Genomic DNA, 20,891 nt, shown 5'->3' on the forward strand with positions numbered 1-20,891 from the left:
TTTTTTATGTTATTTATAAAGATAATCCTAATTCTATATTTGCCATATGTATCATGGTGTTATGTATTTGTTTCTGGTTTTTTTACGCCGTTTTATGCGTGAATTTAAGCTTTTCTTTGAATTGGCAGTAATCGTATTCCTATATTTTAAAGCGCTCAATTTGTTAAAACTTAAAAAATACTCCGTCGGTTTCAATGGTTAAACTGAAGCCCATGCTTCCGATTCCTTTAACCTAAACGAAAGCTAAACGGAAAAGATTGCGCTATTGATCTGCCAGACTGACGACATAACACTCTCAGAAAAGCATCCATATGGAAGGATAATAAAAGACAGTAACCTCGGGACTTCAAGATGACTATTCATGGAAAGGATCGTGTATTTATTTCTGGCGTAGAGACTCTATTGCAGGAGCTGAACGATGGCGCGGATGCAGGGTTAAGCAACTGCGTGTATGTCACCTGCGGGATGGATATCCAGGAGATATACGCTTTGTTCTTTCGCCATCCGCCGGAGCACTACGCCATCTTCATCACCTCTGAGCGCCATTTTGAGGCTATCAACCGGCTGTTTCCGGGCCTGCTAAAGCTCTGTTTGTCAGAGAGGTTGACGGTCGAAGAGCTGCGTCAGGCGTTAAAAGTGATGGGCCTGTTTTCGGCCCAGAACCAAAGCGTTGCTTATCTGCCCGATACGTTTAATTTTACCCACGCCGAGCAACAGATCATGAGGCTCAGTTTACGCGGCCATTCTCTGGATGATATTGCCCGTATCCGCGGGGTCAGTCCGTCCACGGTCAGCGTCCAGCGTACCCGGCTGATGAAGCGTATGGGGACCAACAGCCTGCAGGAGCTATGCTCGCTGTATGCGGCTATGCGTACCCAGCGACCACCGCTGTCCGGCTAAGCTTTATCACTAACAAATACGCGCGTCCGCGGATAAAAACGAAAGGTCGCATCTGCAGCTCGCCGCCGGCATCGGCTTTGAAAAAAAGCTGGTCAACGCTGCCTGAATAGACGCCAGGCGTGGAATCGGGCGAAATTTATTATATCATGCCGATCCTATGTACTAGTTTGGAGGTTCAAATAATGACGTTTTCCACCCTTGCCGATGTCAGAAGCCAGATCGATTCGATTGATAGCGAATTGGTTAGCCTGATTGCTCAGCGTGCTACGTGTGTTCAAGCCGCCGCCGCATTTAAAACAGACCACTCAGCCGTACGCGCGCCAGAACGCGTGCAGCAGGTTATTGATCGGGTTCGCGAAAAAGCGGCTGCGGCAGGGTTGCCCGAAGTGATTATTGAGAAAGTATATCGGTCCATGATAGATGCCTTTATTGAGTATGAGCTTGAGCAGCATAATCAGCGACAGCGGCAAAAAAGGTAACGGATTATCGCGACGCAGGCCGGATATACCCGGAGGTGGCGCACACCTGCCCGGGCTATCCGACCCCGTGCAATACCCAAAGCGTTGCTGTTACGGGATTCAGTACGCGGTAAGTTTTTTCCGGGTTGAATCAGACTGGCCGCAAAAAGAAAGTTGTGGGTGTTTTGCCATTTCCACTGGCTAGTCGTTGATGAGGGACTGGTTTTTGATTATCGGCAATGAGCATTATGTCGTTACCTTCGCATTCCAGCACCAGATAAATATGATCGTAACCGTGGTGTGCTACGGGACCGCAGGTGGAACCGACATCGCCGGGCTGTTGATCACCCACAGAAATGACTTTCCATTGTCGTTTATCACGAAGATAGTTACCCAAAGCTAATGCCTGCGTAATATCGGGAACGGCAATCCCTCCGGCCTGTAACAGGTTAGCCAGGTTCAGGGCGCAACCATCATGCGGCCACTGCTCATGGGCTAATTTGAAAAGCTCAATCGCAGCGATGGCCTGAACTTTTTCATAACGATCCGGCGTTGTGGCAATATTGACTACGTCGAGCATTTTTTCTTTGTCGCTCAGCGGCGTGATGCTATCGGCAAACATCACAGGAGGCGTATGTAGCGTAACAAATGTCTGGAATTCTTCCACGGCATCGCGTCGCACGTGAGAGATAACCATCGCGGGGTTTACGATGGTACCGCACCAGCTGGTGCTGAAACGCAACAATCGGGCACAATACTCTATCGCCAGCGGGTGGTCTGTTTTCATTTTTGTAATGAATTTTTCAGCTGTATCAATGCCATGCTGTTTAGCAAAACTCAGGAGTTCCGCCTTTCCATTGCCGATGCTGTCAAATGACACCTGAAACGCCCCGGTTTCCTCGCTTTCCATGTGAGCCATTGAATGCGCGTTTTCGGAATCAACGCCGGCATCCCAACGCCAGTCTGATTCAAACCCCGCCTGAACGCGAAGCACTTCACACATGACGGCTTTACGGTGTAAAAGGCTGGTGTAAGGCCCGAGAGCCCCTTTCATTACGGCATAGATATCATGAAGCTTATTTTCAGCAAAAACCTCATCAGGTAAAGCATTTAAAGTATCGACTAACTGTTCTAAAAACGCTATCGGTGGGCGACCATGCTGCGTGCTGACAGGATAGCGAGTCGCGATGAATATACGCTTGTTGATAGTATCCATAAAACTCTCCTTCATGACGGTGACGAATGTTGAGATAGTGTCTTAGGTCTATTTACTCGAGGTTAAGCCCTGAAAGAGAGAAGAGACTTTATTTACCAGGTAAGGCGCAAATAATGTCATTCCGGCTATCAGGAATTTAATGATTTCACTCAGAGCGTCAGGATTGGATATTTTTCCATTGCGGCCAAAGTCAAGTAGCAATAACGAGCCGAAGCCAATATACATAAACAAAATAACCAGCATGCCGATTAGCGCAATGAGCCGGCTCGAACTGGCTTTCATTTCTTTGACCAGACGCGGCCTGCCTGCATCGTCATAAAGAGGCTTCTTTGTCATGGTATCAGTGCCGTCCCTGGTGGCTTTAACCTCTTCGGTAGCGGATAATTCAACATCTTCAGAAAGCGCATCGGCTAAAGACCACGCTTTAGGAAGTGAATTGCGGATGACTAAAATAGAAAGCAAGGTACCAAAGATAACGATGAAAAACACAAGGTAAATTAAATATTTGTTGACCTGCTCACCGCAGGACTGCTGAGCCTGACAGGAGGCTTCATTAGCGTGAGCGGCGGCGGAAATAAAAAATAAAACAATTACTGATGCGTGTGTTTTTAGTAAAAACATAAATGCGCTCCTCGCCAGGATAAAATTATTTTATGTCTGGCATGTGAAGATAAACTAATATACGCAGGTATTTCTATTTACAACAAGGGGTCATCTTATACCCACGGGGTTATACTGACACGCGTCCCCGCAGATAAGGTTCAGTATAGTGGTGGTCATGGCATCCACATTCATTCAAATGAATGAGTGGGTAAAATAAATTAGCTATGAATAGCCCTGATAATGAGCAGCAGCTCGGATTGATTACGGGTATGCGTTTTCCGGTACAGCGCACTAAGGTGGGTTCTGACGGTGGTGATGGAGACGCCGAGATGCAGGGCGCATTCATCCGGGGTCATCCCTCTGACCAGCAGTTCTGCTACCGCATTCTCGGCGGGTTTGACATTAAAGAGCTCCATGAATGCGCTGCCGGTGAGGAAAGGCTCGGGGATGATAATGCAAGCCGCACCGGGAATGCTGGGGGACGGGATGACCAGGATCGGCTTTGCTTGCCGCCCGGCGGTGTAGCATAATCCTGCTCGGGGGCGCGCCTCCGTCCGGGTGGCCTGTTCAATGGCATGCCGCAGTTTTTTGCTGTCTGTGTTCAGGCTTAGCGTGTCAGCGCCGACAGACCAGATCGCGCTATGGCTCGCGCGGTGGTAATTTTCGGCCCGGGTGTTGGCGTAAAGGATTTTACCGGCATGACCCACAAGCCAGACCGGGTAAATACCGTTGTCCATGACGGCACCCTGATATTTAATCGTGTCACGAAGGTGTTCAAATCTGGCATGAAGCTGGCTGGCGGTAATTAACGCGGGGATGAGGCGCCGGAACAGGTCAAATTGCGTGGGCTGTGGATAGGCCGCTTCATTAGCCGTCATCAGCGATAAATAAGTGGCATAACCGTTGACGGTACCTAGTTTGACGCTGGTAAGATAATTTAAATCATTAGGGTGATGAAATTCATTATAATAAATACTATTAGCAATAAATTTATCGCCTAAAAACTCCCTGTCTCTGTACATCTGCCCTACAGGCAACCCCGTCAATATTTTTTCGGCAGGATCGATTGCCAGAAAAACATCCCGGTAGGCCGTAAAGACTTTTTCATCAAAAAGTAATGAATCCGTCATAAGATGCGCATTACCTTTGTCATAATAAAGCAATGCCGCGTACTGATGTCCTGTCAGTAACGACAGTTTCTGCAGCGCGGGTTTCCAGAATTGAGAATCCAGCGTAGCCAACAGAATAGTCTCCAGAATTTCTATATATAATAGTTCCGGATCAATGGCCATAACGACACCTTATATTTATCGCTTAACCCGCAGGGCATGACTGATGAGGCTGGTGCTATTAGCATAGTCCTGGGAGATAAATGATGGCAATCCCCGCTCAGCCAGTTGGTAGGGAAATGCGCAAAGGGCGCTGAATTCCTTATTTTGCGGCGGACTTCCTGCGGTTTATGAAATTTCTCCCTGATCCTGGCGTGGTTTTGATGAATATTCTCCCACCGCCTGTTGATTTAAACCTGTACGTTTAGACTACCGCTTTTGCGCGAACCCGCTTCGATAACAATTTCATCTAATACGCTACGCGGGATAAGTGGAAATCCGCTCCCTGTCGCCCGCCCGCGCGCCTTTACAGTTCGCGCAAACGCTTTCCGCTGTTATGCTAACGCCCTGGCAAGCCGCGCTGTAAAGAGACCTGACCATGGCCGAACGCGAAAAAAACATCCATATTCAACCCTCGTCTTCTATTTCCCGAACCCATATCTTTCCGGCGCTGCTGGCGATCGCCGCCGTATCGGGTCTGTGCGCGTTCGTCTCGCCGCCGCTGGGACCGTGGCGCGTGATTTTGTCTAATCCCGGTATGTATATCGATCTTCTGGCGCTGCTTTTTCTGCTGTTTATGCTCTGGAGCTCAACCAAGGTGCGCATGAACCACGTGGCGGTCAACTGGGTACGCTACGGGCTGCTGCTATGGATTGCCGGAGGCACGTTCGATCTGATGGACGAAATCTTCCGCCAGCCGCGCTGGATGGGATACTACTGTGAAGATCTGCTGCGTCTGACCGGCATGCTGCTGAGCGCGGTCGGGGTCTACAAAATCATTGAGCGCATCAATCTCCTGTACGTCGACGCGCGTTCTCAATCGCTTAAGGATGAGCTGACCCAGTTGCCAAACCGCCGCTTCTTTATCGATACCGTCCGCGAAAAGGCGGGGAATACGCAGGCGCTGATGATTGTTGATATCGACTACTTTAAGAAAATTAATGACACCTACGGTCATCTGGTGGGGGACGAAGTGCTGTTTGCCCTCGGCAAACAGCTGGCGAAACTCACCAGCGATAAGGTACTGCCGTCGAGGATTGGCGGCGAAGAGTTTGCCATTATCGTTGATGGCCTGTCGGCGCAGGAAGTGGATGAACTGGCGCAGTCTATTCTGCAAAACGCCCGGGCAATCCTGATCAACCACGACAACCCGCTGTCGATTAGCATTGGCGTTGGCCTGCGGCATAAAGACGAGCCGCAGAATCAGTTTATTAAAAAGGTCGATGACGCGCTCTATAAGGCAAAAAATAACGGCCGCGGGCGAGTGGAATGGGCCGTGTGAACTATCCCTGCTGCGCGCTGCGGCAGTGGCGGCGATATTCGGACGGAGAGCGCTCGGTATAGCGTTTAAACACCCGGCAGAAATAGTTGCTGTCGACAAACCCGCAGTTGTGGGCGATCTCTTTGACCTTAAGGTCGTAGCCGCGGAGTAGTTTTTTCGCCTTTTCCAGGCGGACGCTGGTGAGAAACTCGTTAAAACCGACGGAGCCGGATTTCTGGAATATATGCGAAAGATAGTTGGGCGTAATGTGAAAGCGTTTCGCCACCGACTCGCGGGTCAGCGGCTGGCTGAGATGCTCTTCGAGATAATCCTGTACCGCCAGAAACAGATCGCGGCTGCGGCTGACGCGCATCTCCAGCCCGACCAGTTGCTCAAGGCAGTGGCTTAACAGCGCAGAGACGACCAGCCGGGCGGTCACCGGGTCCGGCTGCAGGCAGATTTCATTGAGCGACAGCAGCAGGTAGGAGCCCACGCGCGGCCCCAGGCGGGCGACGTTCTGCTTTTCCGTGCGCAGCTGCCTGCCGTCCCAGTGCTGAACGCAAAACCCCAGCTTCTGGCGGCCAAACAGAATGCTTAACGTCGATGCCGGCGCGGTCCATTCCGGCAGCGTCCATTTACCCGCCTGAACGTAGAGTACCTGCGAGGCGGAGAGCATCGTCTCCGACAGCGGCAGCCCGCTCTCCTTAAGCTCACCCTCGAGCACAATTTCCAGCCGTGGAAAGGGCACCTTAAACGCCAGCGCGGGCTCGGAGATATCCGGGTCGGGGAACCTGACGTGCAGATTATCTTTCTGATTTACTAAACGATTTAAAATATCCGCCAGATCGTCAATCATTCCGTACGCCTTAGAAGAGAGCAATTATCCTGTTGATTATAATCTATTTTATCTGCACAGGTTTGTTCTGTATCAGGCGACTTCGCGAATGATGGCCCTGCTGGAAGGCGGAAAAGCTGGATTTTGATGGCCATCACACTTTTTTCTGCCGCGTACGCTTGTCCAGTTTTTCGTAGTTTTGGCCTCATGTATTCCCGCCCGCCGCAGATTAGAGTTTGTTTTGTGTTATCGATAAGTTAAGGAATATAAATATGGAACAACAATCTGCGGTTTATCTGGATGCGCTGGGGGCGAACGTTGCGCTGAGCCCGACAATGAAACAGGAGCTGGATACCCTGGGCTACACCGTCGTGCATAACGTGGCGGACGCGGAGTGGCTGGCGGCGATGCGCGCGCTTATCGACGCCATCGTCGAGAGAGAGGGCGATAATCTGGCGATGGAGCACCACCAGGAAGCGACGGCAACCCGCATCGCCAACCTGATTAACAAAGGCGCGATTTGGGAAAAGGTCTGGTCCCACCCGCTGATTCTCTCCGCCTGTCGGCATGTTTTTCAGGGCGATTTTAAAGTCTCCAGCCTGAACGCGCGGGAAGCGTTGTTTAACGGCGGCCATCAGCCGCTGCATGCGGACTGGAAAAAGCCGCGTCCCGATTTTCCGAAAGTGCATCTGGTGAATACCATTTGGGCCATTGATGACCTGAGCGCGGAAAACGGCGCGCCGCGCATTATTCCCGGCACGCATCTTCGCCCGGAGCTGCCGGAAGAAGTGCTGGACGACCCGGAGCTGGCGCATCCTGATGAGGTGGTGTTCGCCGCGCCGGCGGGCAGCGTGATGATTTATAACGCCCACGCCTGGCACGGCGGGACGCGCAACCGCGTCGGCAGCAGAAGGCGCGTGCTGCACGGTTTATATATCGACAGGGCGGATACCGCACAGCAGGATCAGCAGCGCTGGCTGACGCCGGAAACCGCCAGTCGCTTGACGCCCGCGCAGAAATGGCTGCTGGACGTGGAGTAAGAATCGCGTGGAATTGTAGCCCCGGTAAGCGCAGCGTGACCGGGGAAAACCTGAAACTGCCGAAGTGTTATTTCCCCGGGCCGCGGCGCAAGCGCCTTGCCCGGGCTACAAAATCACAGGTGCGCTCACGGGATCTCAATATACACCACCGGTTTTTTCATAATGCATTTCACCGCCTCGACAATCTGCTGCGGCTGCAGCAGAAAGGTTTTAATGCTGGTCTTAATGGTGCGGATGCCGTGAAAACGTTGGGCATCGTCAATTTCAATATCCGTCACCAGCAGAACGACATCGACGTGGGCAATATCCTCAGCGGTGATTTTGTTCTCCACCCCCAACGCGCCCTGGGTTTCTATTTTGATATTCCATTTCTCCTGGTGGCCGACTTTTTCCAGCCGCTCGGCCGCCATATAGGTGTGAGCGACGCCGCTGACGCAGGCCGTGACGGCAACGATAGTGAAATCCATAGCATCCTCCAGGCGTTATCCGCCGACGGTCACGCTAAAACCGGCCCGTTCGGCCAGCGTCTTGAATGGTTGAATCTCAGATTCCGCGGGCGCTTTAATCATCGACATCGACCATGTTTTTCCCAGTAAGTGATATTTGGGTTCGCCGTACTGATGGAACGGCAGAAGATGAATTTCGGGCAGCTTAAAGGGGGCCAAAAACGCCAGAATCTGGCGGAAATTCTCTTCGTTAAGCGTGAACCCCGGAATCAGCGGCACCCGGGGGATCACGTGAATATGCGCGTCCACCAGACGGGCGAAGTTATCCAGCACCCGCGGCATATTCATCCGCAGCTGCTCGCGGGCCAGCGCTTCATCCATGATTTTCAGATCGAACAGCACTTCGTCGCACGCCTGCGCCAGCGGAAAAAAACGGCTGAAGGCGCTATCGCCCGCCGTTTCAATCGCCGTTCTCACTCCCCATTCGCGCAGGCGGCGCAGAAAACGCGCGGCAAACTCGGCCTGCATCAGCACCTCGCCGCCCGACAGGGTGACGCCGCCGCCGGAGGCGCGGAAGAAGACCTCATCCTTCAGCACCTCTTTAAGCAGATTATCCAGGGTGACGTCGCGGCCAATCTGCTCCCACGCGCCGGAGGGGCACTCGACCACGTCCTGCTGGCAGCGGGAACAGCGCAGGCACTTGCTCTCACGGCGTACGGTCTGAATTTTCGGCGAGATCGATTCCGGATTGGCGCACCACGGGCAGGTGTGCGGGCAGCCTTTAAAAAACACGACGGTGCGGATCCCCTGACCGTCATTCAAAGAGTAGCGCTGGATGTTAAAAATGCGCGCCTTATCGGCGCGCGTTTCCATCACCTCACAGCTGATGCGCGGTGCGGCGGATAATGTCATCCTGAATCTCCTGCGACAGCTCGACAAAAAAGGCACTATAGCCGGCGACGCGCACCACCAGACCGGCGAAGTCCTGCGGCCGCTGCTGGGCTTCGCGCAGGGTGTCGGCGTTGACCACGTTGAACTGAATATGCTGTAGCTTCAGCTTGGTGAAGGCCTGCAGAAAGTCGGCCAGCTTGTTGAGGCCGCTGTCGCCGGCAAGGGTCGCCGGGGTGAATTTGACGTTCAGCAGCGTCCCGTTGGAGAGCAGAAAGTTATCCAGCTTGCTGACCGACTTGAGCACCGCGGTCGGCCCCTGCACGTCCTGGCCGAGCATCGGTGACAGCCCGCCGTCCGCCAGCTGCTCCCCGGCCAGGCGTCCGTCCGGCGTCGCGCCAACCACCGACCCCAGCGGCACGTGGGCGGAGACGGTATAGGAGCCCGGCGTGAAATGACCGCCGCGCGGGTTCTGATACCGCTCAACCTCTTTGCAGTAGAAGCGCAGCAGATCGGCGCTGATGTTGTCCACTTCGTCGATATCGTTGCCGTATTTCTCGAAGCGGTTGATCAGGCGCGCGCGGATCTTTTCGCCTTCCGGCGTCTGGAAGTTGGCTTTCAGCACCGCGATCAGCTCGGCGAAGCTCAGGCGTTTTTGCTCAAACACCATCCCTTTGAGCGCGTGCAGCGAGTCGCTGAGGTTGGCGATGCCGATACCCTGCACCCCAGAGAAGTTATAGCGCGCGCCGCCTTCGGTAATATCCTGGCCGTGCTGCACGCAGTCTTCAATAAAGGAAGAGAGCAGGGGAACCGGCGCCCAGTCGCGGTGGCCGATATCGCAAATATTGCTGCCTTCGACCATCAGCTTAATGTAATAGCGAATCTTGTCGCGGATTTGATTAATCAACCCATCCCAGGTGATATCAGGATTGCTTTCGTTTTCCAGCATCACGATTTCCATCACCTTCAGCAGGTTAAACATGGCGATATCGTGCAGGCCGTAGGTGCGCCCCGGGATCGACAGCTCAACGCAGCCGACCACCGAATAATCCCGCGCGTCTTCCAGCGAGACGCCGCGGTTGAGAAACGCCGGGATCACCACTTCATCATTAAAGATTTGCGGAATGCCGGTGCCGAGGCGAATGGTTTCGGCGGTTTTGCGCAGGAACGGACGGTCGATCAGCTCGTTGACCCGCACGCCGAGGTTCGGCTGCGGCAGGCGCACGTTCTGGTAGGCGTCGAGGGATAAAAACGACAGGATATTGACCGCGCTGCGTCCGGTCTCGGTCAGGCCGCCGAGCAGGGCGGTATAGCCGGTCGGGAAGCCCGCGAAGTAGCGCGCGCTGCTGGTGGAGCGCAGCAGGACGATATCGTTGCACTTCACCCACAGCGACTCCAGCAGCTCCTGAAGAAACTGCGGATCCTGGCCGCGATTCAACGACGCCTGATAGTACGGCAGCATGTACTGGTCAAAGCGCCCCAGCGAAATGGAGCTGGCGTTGGATTCATACTGCAAAATGATGTTCATATACCAGAAGAGCTGGCAGGCCTGCCAGAAGTCTTCCGGGCGGTGCAGCGCGTTATGGCGCGAAATTTCGCCGATGGTTTCCAGCTCTTTGCGCCGCTGCGGGTCAACGCAGCCGGCGGCCATCTCATCGGCCAGCGCGGCATAGCGCAGAATATGGCGCTGGGAGGCTTCCAGCAGGATCAGCACCGCCTGATAAAAACTGTTCTGCGGGTGCTGCTTATTCAACGCCTTAAGCTCCGCCACCAGCGCGGCGAGGCCGTTTTCCAGCAGGCGGGGGTAGTCGATAATGATATGCCCCTGGCCTTTATCGGTCTGGTTAACGCTAAAAATCTGCGTGCTGACGGCGGTCTTCACTTCATCGGTCATCTGGCCGTTGATGAAGTCCTTCATTGAGCGATTCTCCCAGTAGGGGAACAGCTCTTCGCGGTAGATGCGCTTATCTTCTTCGCTAATATTGAAGCGGTCCTGCGGGCGGGTCGGGAACTGGTCCAGCTCCTTAAGCAGCCAGTAGGGGTCCATCTCCGGCGACATAATCCCGGCGCGCGGCTTGATCGTGCGGTTACCGGCAATCAGTTCATCATCACGAATCGAAATCTGCACATGGTCGAGAACCCATGCGGTCGCTTTCGCCCGGCGGATCATCACCGGCTCGCCCTCCGTCTGCTTATGGCTGGCGGTGTAGAGCAGGGCCCGCTCGAGGGAGATTTCGCGCGGGTTGGCGAACAGACGGTCTTTTAAGCGTTGAGTGCGATTAGTCATGACAAACTCCATGTTATTTTGCGGGGCGCAGGTCGCGCCCCGTGCTTTCGGTCAGGCATTCTGTGAAAGGTGGCTGTCGATTTTGTTCATAATGGCTTCGGCGCGCTTCACGGCATCGCTGATATTGACGCGCACGATGGTTTTACCGGCAAAACGCTCTTCGAACTTAATGCCGATATCTTTAGTCAGGATCACCAGATCGGCGCTGGCGACGTCTTCCGCCGTCAGTTCATTCTCAATACCGATGGAGCCCTGAGTCTCGACTTTGACCTGCCAGCCTTTGGCTTTAGCGGCGCTCTCCAGCGACTCGGCGGCCATATAGGTGTGGGCGACGCCAGACGGGCAAGCGGTAACGGCGATAATTTTGGTCATACAATATTCCTTCCACTGTTTCAGTTAATTTCGAAATCAAGATCCATCTCGTCATCGGCTTTGGCGTCTGACGTTTTCTTTTTCGCAAGGGCTTTGAGCAGGATGACGCAGGCGGCGCTGACGATGGCGCCCACCGCCAGACCGGCAATAAATCCGCCTTTACCTTCAACCACCGGCAGCACGATCAGCCCGCCCCAGCCGGCGTAGCACTGGGCACCGAGCAGCGCGGCGGTCACGCAACCGGCGGCTGCGCCGATCATGTTGGCCGGGATAACGCGCAGCGGGTCGGCGGCGGCGAAGGGGATCGCGCCCTCGGTCACGCCAACGCAGCCCATCACCAGCGCGGCCTTACCGGTTTCGCGCTCTTCCGCGGAGAAGTATTTACGTCCAATCAGCGTTGCCAGGCCCATGCCCAGCGGCGGCACGGCGATGCCGACGGCGGCGATGGCCACCACGCTGTAAACGCCCTGGGAAACGCAAATCAGCATGAAGGCGTAGGCGACTTTATTCACCGGACCGCCCATGTCGAAGGCCAGCATCAGGCCCATAATGATGGCGAGAATCACGATGCTGCCTTCGCGCATGCCCTGCAGCCAGCCGGTCAGACTGGCGGTCAGCGCGCCAATCGGCTCGCCGAGACCCCACATCATGATCCCGGCGGTTATAAAGGTGCCGATAATCGGGATAACGAAGATGGGCATCACCGAGCGCAGCACTTTGTGCACCGGGATCTTCTTCAGGTAGTAGACCACCAGCCCGCCGATGATCCCGGCAATCAGCGCGCCGAAGAAGCCGGCGCCGAAGCTGTTGCCGACCCAGGCGCCGATGGCGCAGGGGGCCAGCGCCGCGCGGTCGGAGATGGAGTAGCCGATATAGGCTGCCAGAAACGGCACCATCAGCGTCAGCCCGGCCACGCCGATATCAAACAGTTTTTTCAGGTTAGGGTCGGTGGCGGCATCGGGCACCGCGCCCTTGCCGTACAACATGACGGAGACTGCCAGCAAGATCCCACCGGACACGACAAACGGGATCATATGTGACACCCCGGTCATGAGGTGCTGGCGTGTATTTTTTAATATTTGCACCAGTTCATTCATTGTTTTTCTCCTGAGCGCTGCGTGGCCCGTGACTGAGTTGATGTCTCAACCTTAGAAAAAGGGCGGCGCATAAAATAGTAGAGAAAAAGTGCATTTACTGGATATTTGTAAGACGAGAAGAAAATTGCGATCCACCTCAAATCTTAGTTCTGGCGGGTTTTTGACGCCGTTAATAGGGCGATTTGTGACCACGAGCATAAAAAAGAGTCTGGCATACAATTATCCAGTAATTACCACTTTTATCACGTAGTGGCGGGCGGCTTCTTTCTTTACCTTTTGGCTAATACGCATTATTCAGGAGGAAGGCGATGGCTCTGGTAATTGAATTCATATGTGATTTGCCCAACGGCGTACATGCGCGCCCGGCAAGCCTGGTCGAAACGCTGTGCAATACTTTTTCGTCTTCGGTCGAATGGTTAAATATCCGCACGGAAGGGCGCGGGAACGCGAAAAGCGCGCTGGCGATTATCGGCACCAATACCTTGAAGGGGGACCGCTGTGAGCTGATCGTCAGCGGAGAGGACGAAGAACAGGCGTTCGCCGCGCTATCGGCGTTTATCCGCGACGAATTTCCGCACTGCGATGCGCCGCTGCCGACGGCTGAGCAGATGGATGTTCAGCCGGTTCCTGAATCCCTCTCGCGCCTCAATCCCACGCTGTTTCACGCCTTACCGGTCTGCGCCGGCAGCGCGGGCGGCAGGCTCACCCATCTTAAGTCCCTCGATCTGCGCGATTTAGGCGCGCTACCGGCGGCGGGTGCCATCGAACAGGAGCAGGCGGCGCTGGATAAAGGGCTGACTCTGCTGGTGAAAAACATTGAGTTTCGCCTGCTGGATAACGACGGCACCGCCAGCGCGATCCTGGAAGCGCATCGCTCTCTGGCGACCGACGCTTCGCTGCACCAGCACCTGCTGGACGGGCTGCTGAGCGGCCTGAGCTGCGCCGAAGCGGTGGTCGCTAGCGGTGAACATTTTTGCGCCCAGTTCAGCGCGTCAGGCAACAGTTATTTGCAGGAGCGCGTGCTGGACGTTCGCGACGTCTGCTTCCAGTTGCTCCAGCATATCTACGGCGAAGCGCGCTTCCCGGCGCCGGGTAAGCTGACGGAAGAGGTCATCTGCCTCGCCGATGAACTCACTCCCAGCCAGTTTCTTGAGCTGGATAAAACCCTGCTTAAAGGCCTGCTGCTGCGCAGCGGCGGCACCACTTCACATACGGTGATCCTCGCGCGTTCGTTCAATATTCCCACTCTGGTAGGCGTCGATATGGAGGCGCTGTTGCCGTGGGTCGATCGGCGAGTGCAGATTGACGGTAACGCCGGGCTGGTGGTGGTCAATCCCGATCAAGCGGTGGCGCGCTACTATCAGCAGGAGGCCTGGGTGCAGGCGCAGATCCGCCGCCAGCAGCAGGCCTGGCTGGATAAAGAGGGGCGTACGGAAGACGGGATTCGTCTGGAAGTGGCGGCCAATATCGCCCATTCGGTAGAGGCGACGGCGGCCTTCAACAACGGCGCGCAGTCGGTAGGCCTGTTCCGCACCGAAATGCTCTATATGGACAGGCCCAGCGCGCCCTCGGAAAACGAGCTCTACAACATATTTTGCCAGGCGCTGGAGCCGGCCAACGGGCGCAGCATTATCATCCGCACTATGGATATCGGCGGCGACAAGCCGGTGGCCTACCTCAACATTCCGGCGGAGAACAACCCGTTTCTCGGCTACCGGGCGGTGCGTATTTACGCAGAGTTTCAGGCGCTGTTCCGCACCCAGCTGCGGGCGATTTTGCGCGCCTCGGCGCACGGCGCGCTGAAAATCATGATCCCGATGATTTCCTCGATGGAGGAGATTCTGTGGGTGAAGGAGCAGTTGGCGGATGCCAAACAGTCGCTGCGCAGCGAACATATTCCGTTTGATGAGAAGATCCCGCTGGGCATTATGCTCGAAGTGCCGTCGGTGATGTTTATCATCGATCAGTGCTGCGAAGAGATTGATTTCTTTAGTATCGGCAGTAACGACCTGACCCAGTATCTGCTGGCGGTCGATCGCGATAATGCCAAGGTGACGCGCCACTACAACAGCCTTAACCCGGCCTTTTTGCGCGCGCTGGATTATGCGGTTCAGGCGGTGCATCGTCAGGGTAAATGGATCGGCCTGTGCGGCGAGCTGGGGGCCAAAGGCTCGGTGCTGCCGCTGCTGGTAGGGCTGGGGCTCGATGAGCTAAGCATGAGCGCGCCGTCGATCCCCGCGACCAAGGCGCGTCTGGCGCAGCTCGATAGCCGCGCCTGCCGTCAGTTGCTGAATCAGGCGATGCAGTGCCGTACTTCGCTGGAGGTCGAGCACCTGCTGGCCCAGTTCCGCATGACCCAGCAGGACGCGCCGCTGATTACCCCTCAGTGCATTACGCTGAACAGCGACTGGCGCAGTAAAGAGGAGGTGATTAAGGGCATGACCGACAATCTGCTGCTGGCCGGGCGCTGCCGCTATCCGCGTAAGCTGGAAGCCGATCTGTGGGCCCGCGAAGCGGTGTTCTCCACCGGGCTGGGCTTTAGCTTCGCCATTCCGCACAGTAAATCGGAGCATATCGAGCAGTCGACCATCAGCGTCGCCCGCCTGGCGCAGCCGGTAGCGTGGGGCGACGACGAGGTGCAGTTTGTGATTATGCTGACGCTGAACAAACATTCGGCGGGCGATCAGCATATGCGTATTTTCTCGCGGCTGGCGCGGCGCATTATGCATGCGGAGTTCCGGCAATCGCTGGTGACGGCGCAGAGCAGCGAGGCGATCGCGGCGCTGCTGCAGCGCGAGCTGGAGCTGTAGTTATCTCCCCGGTGGCGCTGCGCTTACCGGGGCTACGGGTTACCAGCCGTCTGCGAAGGAGTAGCCCGGGTAAGGCGTTTACGCCGCGACCCGGGATTTTCGGGTTCGGCGCCTGAGGGAGCAAGATTGGGTAGCCCGGACAGGCGCGTAAGCGCCGCCTCCGGGGAGATTTTTATGCAGCTGTGGATATGTCTCTGAAACGACGTGATATGTAGCGATGCCCTGGTCCCCGCTGAAATCGGCGAACCGGGAGATGAGCGCAGTGCGCAGCACCGATTTCTTTGCGGGACCGCGGGGATTGTAAAGGGGGAGACGGTTTTCTCCCCCTTTACCCGTTCACGTACCACGGTGAGACATTTTCTGCGGGATAGCGGTGAACGGAACCCCTGCATGCTTTCCCGGAGGCGGCGCTTACGCGCCTGTCCGGGCGACCTGGTGTGCGGCAATCGCCTGACAAATCGCTTCGCCCACCTGCTGGGTGGAGGCGGTGCCTTGCATATCCGGCGTCTTCGGTCCGCTGGCGATGGTTTGCTCAATCGCCGCCAGAATGCCGTCATGGGCGGCCTGATAGCGCGCGTCGCCGTTGCCGAGGAAGTCGAGCATCATCGCGCCGGCCCAGATGGTGGCAATCGGGTTGGCGATATTTTTGCCGTAGATATCCGGCGCGGAACCGTGCACCGCTTCAAACAGCGACGGGAAGGTGCGGTCCGGGTTGAGATTCGCCGACGGAGCAATGCCGATAGTGCCGGTACAGGCAGGACCGAGGTCGGAGAGAATATCGCCGAACAGGTTGGAGCCGACCACCACGTCAAAACGCTCAGGCTGCAGCACGAAGCGGGCGCACAGAATATCAATATGCTGTTTATCCCATTTCACCTCCGGGTATTCCTGCGCCATCGCTTCGACGCGCTGGTCCCAGAAGGGCATGCTGATGGCCAGACCGTTGGATTTGGTCGCCGACGTTAGCGTTCTGCGCGGGCGGCTTTGCGCTAATTCAAAAGCGTAGCGCAGAATGCGGTCAACGCCGCGGCGGGTAAATACCGACTCCTGAATCACCACTTCATGTTCGGTCCCCGGATTCACATGCCCGCCGAGGGCGGAGTATTCCCCTTCGGTATTCTCGCGCACCACGTAAAAATCGATATCGCCGGGCTGCTTACCCGCCAGCGGGCAGGGGACGCCGGGGAACAGGCGCACCGGACGCAGGTTGACGTACTGGTCAAATTCGCGGCGGAACTTCAGCAGCGAGCCCCACAGGGAGATGTGATCCGGCACGATATCCGGCCAGCCGACCGCGCCGAAGTAGATCGCATCGAACGTTTGCAGCTGTGCGCGCCAGTCGTCGGGCATCATGGCGCCGTGTTGCGCGTAATAGTCGCAGCTGGCCCACTCAAAGTGCTCGAAGCTTAACGCCAGCCCCCAGCGTTCGGCGGCGGCCTGCAGCACGCGGACGCCTTCCGGCAGCACTTCTTTACCGATGCCATCGCCGGGGATGGCGGCAATACGTAAGGTTTTATTCATCATTGTTCTCAGTTTCAGGTAAGGGAAATTGACTTCATCTCTATCCTATAATTGACTGATTCATAATTAATCCCGCCAACTGGTGAAACATAAAACACGAATCATGAATAATCTGCCGCTGCTGAACGATTTGCGCGTCTTTATGCTGGTTGCCCGCCGCGCCGGTTTTGCCGCCGCCGCTGAAGAGCTGGGGGTCTCTCCGGCTTTCGTCAGCAAGCGCGTGTCGCTGCTGGAGCAAACGCTCAACGTCCAGCTGCTGCACCGCACCACCCGACGCGTCGCTATCACCGAAGAGGGGGAGCGCATCTACGAATGGGGGCTGCGCATCCTGCAGGACGTCGATCAGATGATGGATGAGCTCTCCGATGCGCGGCAGGTGCCGCAGGGGACGCTGCGGATTATCAGCAGCTTTGGCTTTGGCCGGCGGGTAGTCGCGCCGGCGCTCTCCGAGCTGGCCCGTAGCTACCCGCAGCTGGAGATCCGTTTCGACGTCGCCGACCGGCTGGTGGATTTAGCCAATGAAGGCGTCGATCTGGATATTCGCGTCGGCGACGACATCGCTCCTAACCTGATTGCCCGCCAGCTTGCTACCAACCATCGAATTCTCTGTGCTTCGCCGGAATTTATCGCCCGTCACCCGGCGCCAAAGCAGCTTAGCGACCTTGCCGCCTTACCCTGCCTGGTGATCAAAGAGCGCGACCGGCCCTTTGGCGTCTGGCAGCTGCGCGATAAAGAGGGCGAGCACGCCATCAAGGTGACCGGGCCGCTGTCGTCAAACCACGGCGAAATCGTCCATCAGTGGTGCCTCGAGGGGCAGGGGATCGCGCTGCGCTCGTGGTGGGACGTCAGGGAAAATATCGCCAGCGGCAACCTGGTGCATCTGCTGCCGGAGTATTACCAGCCTGCCAATATTTGGGCGGTATACGTCTCGCGGCTGGCGACCTCGGCCAAAATTCGCACCACCGTGGAGTTTTTACGCCGCTACTTCCGCCAGCGCTTTCCGCAGCAGGACGACGAGGCAACATTGCCGACGGCAGGCGCCGTCGGCCGGGGGGATTAAACGCCGAGCCTGTCGCGCAGGCTGTAGTAGGCCGCGCCCATGGCGGTAAATGGAATGCGCAGGCTGCGCCCGCCGGGGAACGGATAGTGCGGTAGCTTCGCAAAGGCGTCGAAACGTTCGGCGTCGCCGCGCAGCAGCTCCGAAATCAGCCGTCCGGCGAGGTGGGTACAGGTGACGCCGTGGCCGCTGTAGCCTTGCATATAGTAGATATTGTTATCGAGGCGGCCAAACTGCGGCATCCTTGAGAGGGTCAGCAGGAAGTTGCCGGTCCAGCGATAGTCGATTTTCACCCCCTGCAGCTGCGGGAAGGTTTTCAGCAGCTTCGGCATAATCAGCCGCTCAACGTCGTCCGGATCGCGCGCGCCGTACACCACGCCGCCGCCGTACAGCAGGCGGTTATCGGCGGTCAGACGGTAGTAATCCAGCAGGTAGTTACAATCCTCCACGCAGTAGTTTTTCGGGATCAGCGAGCGCGCCAGATCCTCAGCCAGCGGCGCGGTGGCGACCACCTGGGTGCCGCACGGCATGCTGCGTTTCGCCAGCTCCGGCTCGAGCTTATCGCCGAGATAGGCGTTACCGGCGACGATCACATAGCGGGCGGTAACCTGCCCGCGTTCGGTAGTCACCACCGCCGGGCTGCTGTGCTGAATGCGGGTGACCGGTGATTGTTCGTAAACCCGACCGCCGTTTAGCCGAATGGCGTCCGCCTCGCCAATCGCCAGGTTCAGCGGATGAATATGGCCGCCGCTGTGGTCCAGCAGGGCGCCGGCGTAGCGGTCGCTGTCCACTTCGCGGCGAATGGCGCTGGCATCCAGCAGCTCCAGCTGGGTATTGCCGTAGCGCTCCCAGTTCGCCTTCTGCTCTTCCAGCGTCTCCAGCTGTTTATGGTTCAGCGCGACAAATAGCCCGCCGGGGCGATAGTCGCACTGGATTTGATAGCGCTGGATGCGCGCGCGAATAATGTCGCCGCCTTCAAACATCATGCTGCCGAGCATTTTTGCCGCGTCCGGACCGTAGGTTTTTTCGATAACGTCGATATCGCGACTATAGGAGTTAACCAGCTGGCCGCCGTTACGCCCGCTGGCGCCGAAGCCGATGCGCGCGCCTTCCAGCAGCACCACATCGTAGCCCATTTCGGCCAGATGCAGCGCCGATGAGAGGCCGGTATAGCCGCCGCCGACGACGCAGACGTCGCAGCTGATTGATTCGTCCAGCGTCGGGAACGGCTCATAGCGGTTGGCGCTGGCGGCGTAATAGCTGGTGGTATGTTCGCTCATGATTAAGACTCCAGGGCAATCCAGATAGTTTTCAGTTCAGTGAATTTTTCCAGCGCGTGCAGGGACTTATCGCGTCCGTTGCCGCTCTGCTTGTAGCCGCCGAAGGGCACGGTCATATCGCCATCGTTGTAGTTGTTCACGAAGACGGAGCCGGCTTTAAGACGGCGGCTGACGCGGTGAGCGCGGGAGAGATCGCGGGTCCAGACCGCCGCGCCGAGGCCGTAGCGGCTATCGTTGGCCAGCGCCAGCGCCTGCTCCTCGTTTTTAAAGCGGGTCACCACCAGCACCGGGCCGAAGATCTCCTCCTGGCTGAGCGGGGAGGCGGGGTCGACGTCGACGAAGATGGTCGGGCCGACCGCCGCGGGCCACGGATTTTTGCGCCCGTCCAGCAGCAGCGTGCTGTGCGCTTCGCCGGCGCGAATAAAGCTGTGGACGCTATCGGCATGGGTGTTGTCGATCAGCATGCCCATAGTGGTATTCGGGTCGAGTGGATTGCCCGGCTGCCAGCCCTTTGCCTGCTCTTTCAGGAGATCGAGAAAGCGGTCGGCGATGCTCTCTTCCAGCAGCAGGCGGGTACCGGCGATACAGACCTGGCCCTGGTTGTAAAAAATACCGCCGGCGGTCGCGTTGACTGCTTTTTGTAGATCCGGGCAGTCGGCAAAGACGATATTGGCGCTTTTGCCGCCCGCCTCCAGCCAGACGCGTTTCATATTACTGTCGCCCGCGTCCTTCAGTAGTTGTTTAGCGGTGCGGGTGGAGCCGGTAAAGGTAATCACTTCGACGTCCGGATGCAGCGCTAGCGCCTGACCGGCTTCATGGCCGAAACCGCTCACCACGTTAAATACGCCGTCCGGCAGTCCGGCCTGTTTTGCTAAGCCCGCCAGACGTAGGGCGGTAAGCGGGGATTTTTCCGACGGCTTGAGCACCACGCTGTTGCCGGACGCCAGCGCCGGGCCAAGCTTCCAGCAGGCCAGCAGCAGCGGGAAATTCCACGGCACCACCGCCGCAATCACGCCAATCGGTTCGCGGACGATCATGGCCAGTTCGTTGCCGCCGGTGGGGGCGACTTCGCCGTAGACTTTATCGATAGCTTCGGCATACCAGCGGATCGCGCGGGCGGCGCCGGGGATATCGTCGCGCAGGCTGTGGCGAATCGGCTTGCCGGTGTCGAGGGTTTCCAGCAGCGCCAGCTCTTCGCGATGGGCGTCCATCAGGTCGGCGAATTTTGTCAGCACCGCTTTGCGCTGGGCAGGAGACGCCTGCGACCAGTCGCCGCGATCGAAAACGCCGCGGGCGGCCTGGACCGCGCGATCGACGTCGGCCTTTTTGCCGCGCGCGACCTCGGCAAGGGTCTGCTGCGCTGCCGGGTCGATGGTGGCAAACACGCTATTATCGGCGGCGGCGCTGTATTCGCCGTTAATAAATAAGCGTGTCTCAATCGTCAGTTCGCGTGCTTTTTGTTGCCAGTAAGCCAGGTTGTGAAAATCCATCA

At 56.8% G+C, this 20,891-nt stretch carries 18 protein-coding genes; 6 read left to right on the forward strand and 12 right to left on the reverse strand.

Features of this window, described 5'->3' with window-relative positions:
• The first annotated feature begins 351 nt into the window (after positions 1–351).
• Positions 352–900, forward strand: coding sequence for a helix-turn-helix transcriptional regulator (locus tag CMQ96_RS10415; RefSeq protein WP_024359593.1), 549 nt, complete (start codon positions 352–354; stop codon positions 898–900).
• Positions 901–1,082: 182 nt separating this feature from the next.
• Positions 1,083–1,379, forward strand: coding sequence for a chorismate mutase (locus tag CMQ96_RS10420; protein WP_098066854.1), 297 nt, complete (start codon positions 1,083–1,085; stop codon positions 1,377–1,379).
• A 130-nt stretch (positions 1,380–1,509) separates the two neighbouring features.
• Here the strand turns inward: CMQ96_RS10420 and CMQ96_RS10425 are convergent, their stop codons facing one another.
• From CMQ96_RS10425 to CMQ96_RS10435, 3 genes are all read right to left on the reverse strand, one after another.
• Positions 1,510–2,574 carry a hypothetical protein gene (locus CMQ96_RS10425; RefSeq protein ID WP_004871377.1) on the reverse strand — a complete coding sequence of 355 codons (1,065 nt, stop codon included), beginning with the start codon at positions 2,572–2,574 and terminating at the stop codon, positions 1,510–1,512.
• Positions 2,575–2,622: 48 nt separating this feature from the next.
• Complete coding sequence (locus tag CMQ96_RS10430) at positions 2,623–3,195, reverse strand: hypothetical protein (RefSeq protein ID WP_098066781.1); 573 nt, start codon at positions 3,193–3,195, stop codon at positions 2,623–2,625.
• A gap of 200 nt (positions 3,196–3,395) precedes the next feature.
• Complete coding sequence (locus CMQ96_RS10435; RefSeq protein ID WP_004871369.1) at positions 3,396–4,469, reverse strand: helix-turn-helix transcriptional regulator; 1,074 nt, start codon at positions 4,467–4,469, stop codon at positions 3,396–3,398.
• 415 nt (positions 4,470–4,884) lie between these two features.
• Here CMQ96_RS10435 and CMQ96_RS10440 point away from each other — a divergent pair, with 415 nt between their 5' ends.
• Positions 4,885–5,787 (forward strand): GGDEF domain-containing protein, encoded by a 903-nt coding sequence (locus CMQ96_RS10440; RefSeq protein WP_004871366.1) that lies wholly within the window; start codon positions 4,885–4,887, stop codon positions 5,785–5,787.
• Between the two features lies 1 nt (position 5,788).
• On the opposite strand, the gene CMQ96_RS10445 is transcribed toward CMQ96_RS10440, so the two are convergent.
• A complete protein-coding gene (locus CMQ96_RS10445) occupies positions 5,789–6,622 on the reverse strand; it encodes a helix-turn-helix transcriptional regulator (protein WP_004871363.1) in 834 nt (277 codons plus the stop codon).
• Between the two features lie 251 nt (positions 6,623–6,873).
• On the opposite strand from CMQ96_RS10445, the gene CMQ96_RS10450 reads away from it, so the two are divergent.
• Positions 6,874–7,641: a phytanoyl-CoA dioxygenase family protein gene (locus CMQ96_RS10450; RefSeq protein WP_049130919.1), complete on the forward strand. Its 768-nt coding sequence runs from the start codon at positions 6,874–6,876 to the stop codon at positions 7,639–7,641.
• Positions 7,642–7,766: 125 nt separating this feature from the next.
• On the opposite strand, the gene CMQ96_RS10455 is transcribed toward CMQ96_RS10450, so the two are convergent.
• The 5 genes from CMQ96_RS10455 to CMQ96_RS10475 are packed head-to-tail and all read right to left on the reverse strand — an operon-like array spanning position 7,767 to position 12,731.
• Positions 7,767–8,108, reverse strand: coding sequence for a PTS fructose-like transporter subunit IIB (locus CMQ96_RS10455; protein WP_004871359.1), 342 nt, complete (start codon positions 8,106–8,108; stop codon positions 7,767–7,769).
• A 15-nt stretch (positions 8,109–8,123) separates the two neighbouring features.
• On the reverse strand, positions 8,124–8,999 hold the full coding sequence (locus tag CMQ96_RS10460) for a [formate-C-acetyltransferase]-activating enzyme (RefSeq protein ID WP_024359590.1): 876 nt from the start codon (positions 8,997–8,999) through the stop codon (positions 8,124–8,126).
• The gene (locus CMQ96_RS10465) at positions 8,965–11,262 is read right to left on the reverse strand and encodes a formate C-acetyltransferase (RefSeq protein ID WP_098066782.1); all 2,298 of its coding nucleotides are present in this window, start codon (positions 11,260–11,262) and stop codon (positions 8,965–8,967) included. The genes CMQ96_RS10460 and CMQ96_RS10465 overlap by 35 nt, the downstream gene beginning before the upstream one ends.
• 51 nt (positions 11,263–11,313) lie before the next feature.
• Positions 11,314–11,634, reverse strand: a complete 321-nt coding sequence (locus tag CMQ96_RS10470; RefSeq protein WP_004871348.1) for a PTS fructose-like transporter subunit IIB — start codon at positions 11,632–11,634, stop codon at positions 11,314–11,316.
• 20 nt (positions 11,635–11,654) lie between these two features.
• Positions 11,655–12,731 (reverse strand): PTS fructose transporter subunit EIIC, encoded by a 1,077-nt coding sequence (locus CMQ96_RS10475; protein WP_004131253.1) that lies wholly within the window; start codon positions 12,729–12,731, stop codon positions 11,655–11,657.
• A 308-nt stretch (positions 12,732–13,039) separates the two neighbouring features.
• Between CMQ96_RS10475 and ptsP the strand changes: the two genes are divergently transcribed.
• A complete protein-coding gene (ptsP, locus tag CMQ96_RS10480; RefSeq protein ID WP_098066783.1) occupies positions 13,040–15,541 on the forward strand; it encodes a phosphoenolpyruvate--protein phosphotransferase in 2,502 nt (833 codons plus the stop codon).
• A 411-nt stretch (positions 15,542–15,952) separates the two neighbouring features.
• On the opposite strand, the gene CMQ96_RS10485 is transcribed toward ptsP, so the two are convergent.
• Positions 15,953–17,062, reverse strand: coding sequence for a tartrate dehydrogenase (locus tag CMQ96_RS10485; RefSeq protein ID WP_098066855.1), 1,110 nt, complete (start codon positions 17,060–17,062; stop codon positions 15,953–15,955).
• A gap of 82 nt (positions 17,063–17,144) precedes the next feature.
• Here CMQ96_RS10485 and CMQ96_RS10490 point away from each other — a divergent pair, with 82 nt between their 5' ends.
• Positions 17,145–18,122, forward strand: a complete 978-nt coding sequence (locus CMQ96_RS10490) for a LysR substrate-binding domain-containing protein (protein ID WP_162685308.1) — start codon at positions 17,145–17,147, stop codon at positions 18,120–18,122.
• Here CMQ96_RS10490 and CMQ96_RS10495 read toward each other — a convergent pair.
• Both CMQ96_RS10495 and puuC read right to left on the reverse strand, forming a co-directional pair.
• A complete protein-coding gene (locus CMQ96_RS10495; protein ID WP_098066784.1) occupies positions 18,119–19,399 on the reverse strand; it encodes an FAD-binding oxidoreductase in 1,281 nt (426 codons plus the stop codon). The genes CMQ96_RS10490 and CMQ96_RS10495 overlap by 4 nt on opposite strands.
• A gap of 2 nt (positions 19,400–19,401) precedes the next feature.
• The gene (gene puuC, locus CMQ96_RS10500; RefSeq protein ID WP_024359584.1) at positions 19,402–20,889 is read right to left on the reverse strand and encodes an aldehyde dehydrogenase PuuC; all 1,488 of its coding nucleotides are present in this window, start codon (positions 20,887–20,889) and stop codon (positions 19,402–19,404) included.
• Positions 20,890–20,891: the final 2 nt, after the last annotated feature.

Source organism: Klebsiella sp. MBT K-1, from assembly GCF_002556465.1.
Lineage (GTDB): Bacteria > Pseudomonadota > Gammaproteobacteria > Enterobacterales > Enterobacteriaceae > Klebsiella > Klebsiella grimontii.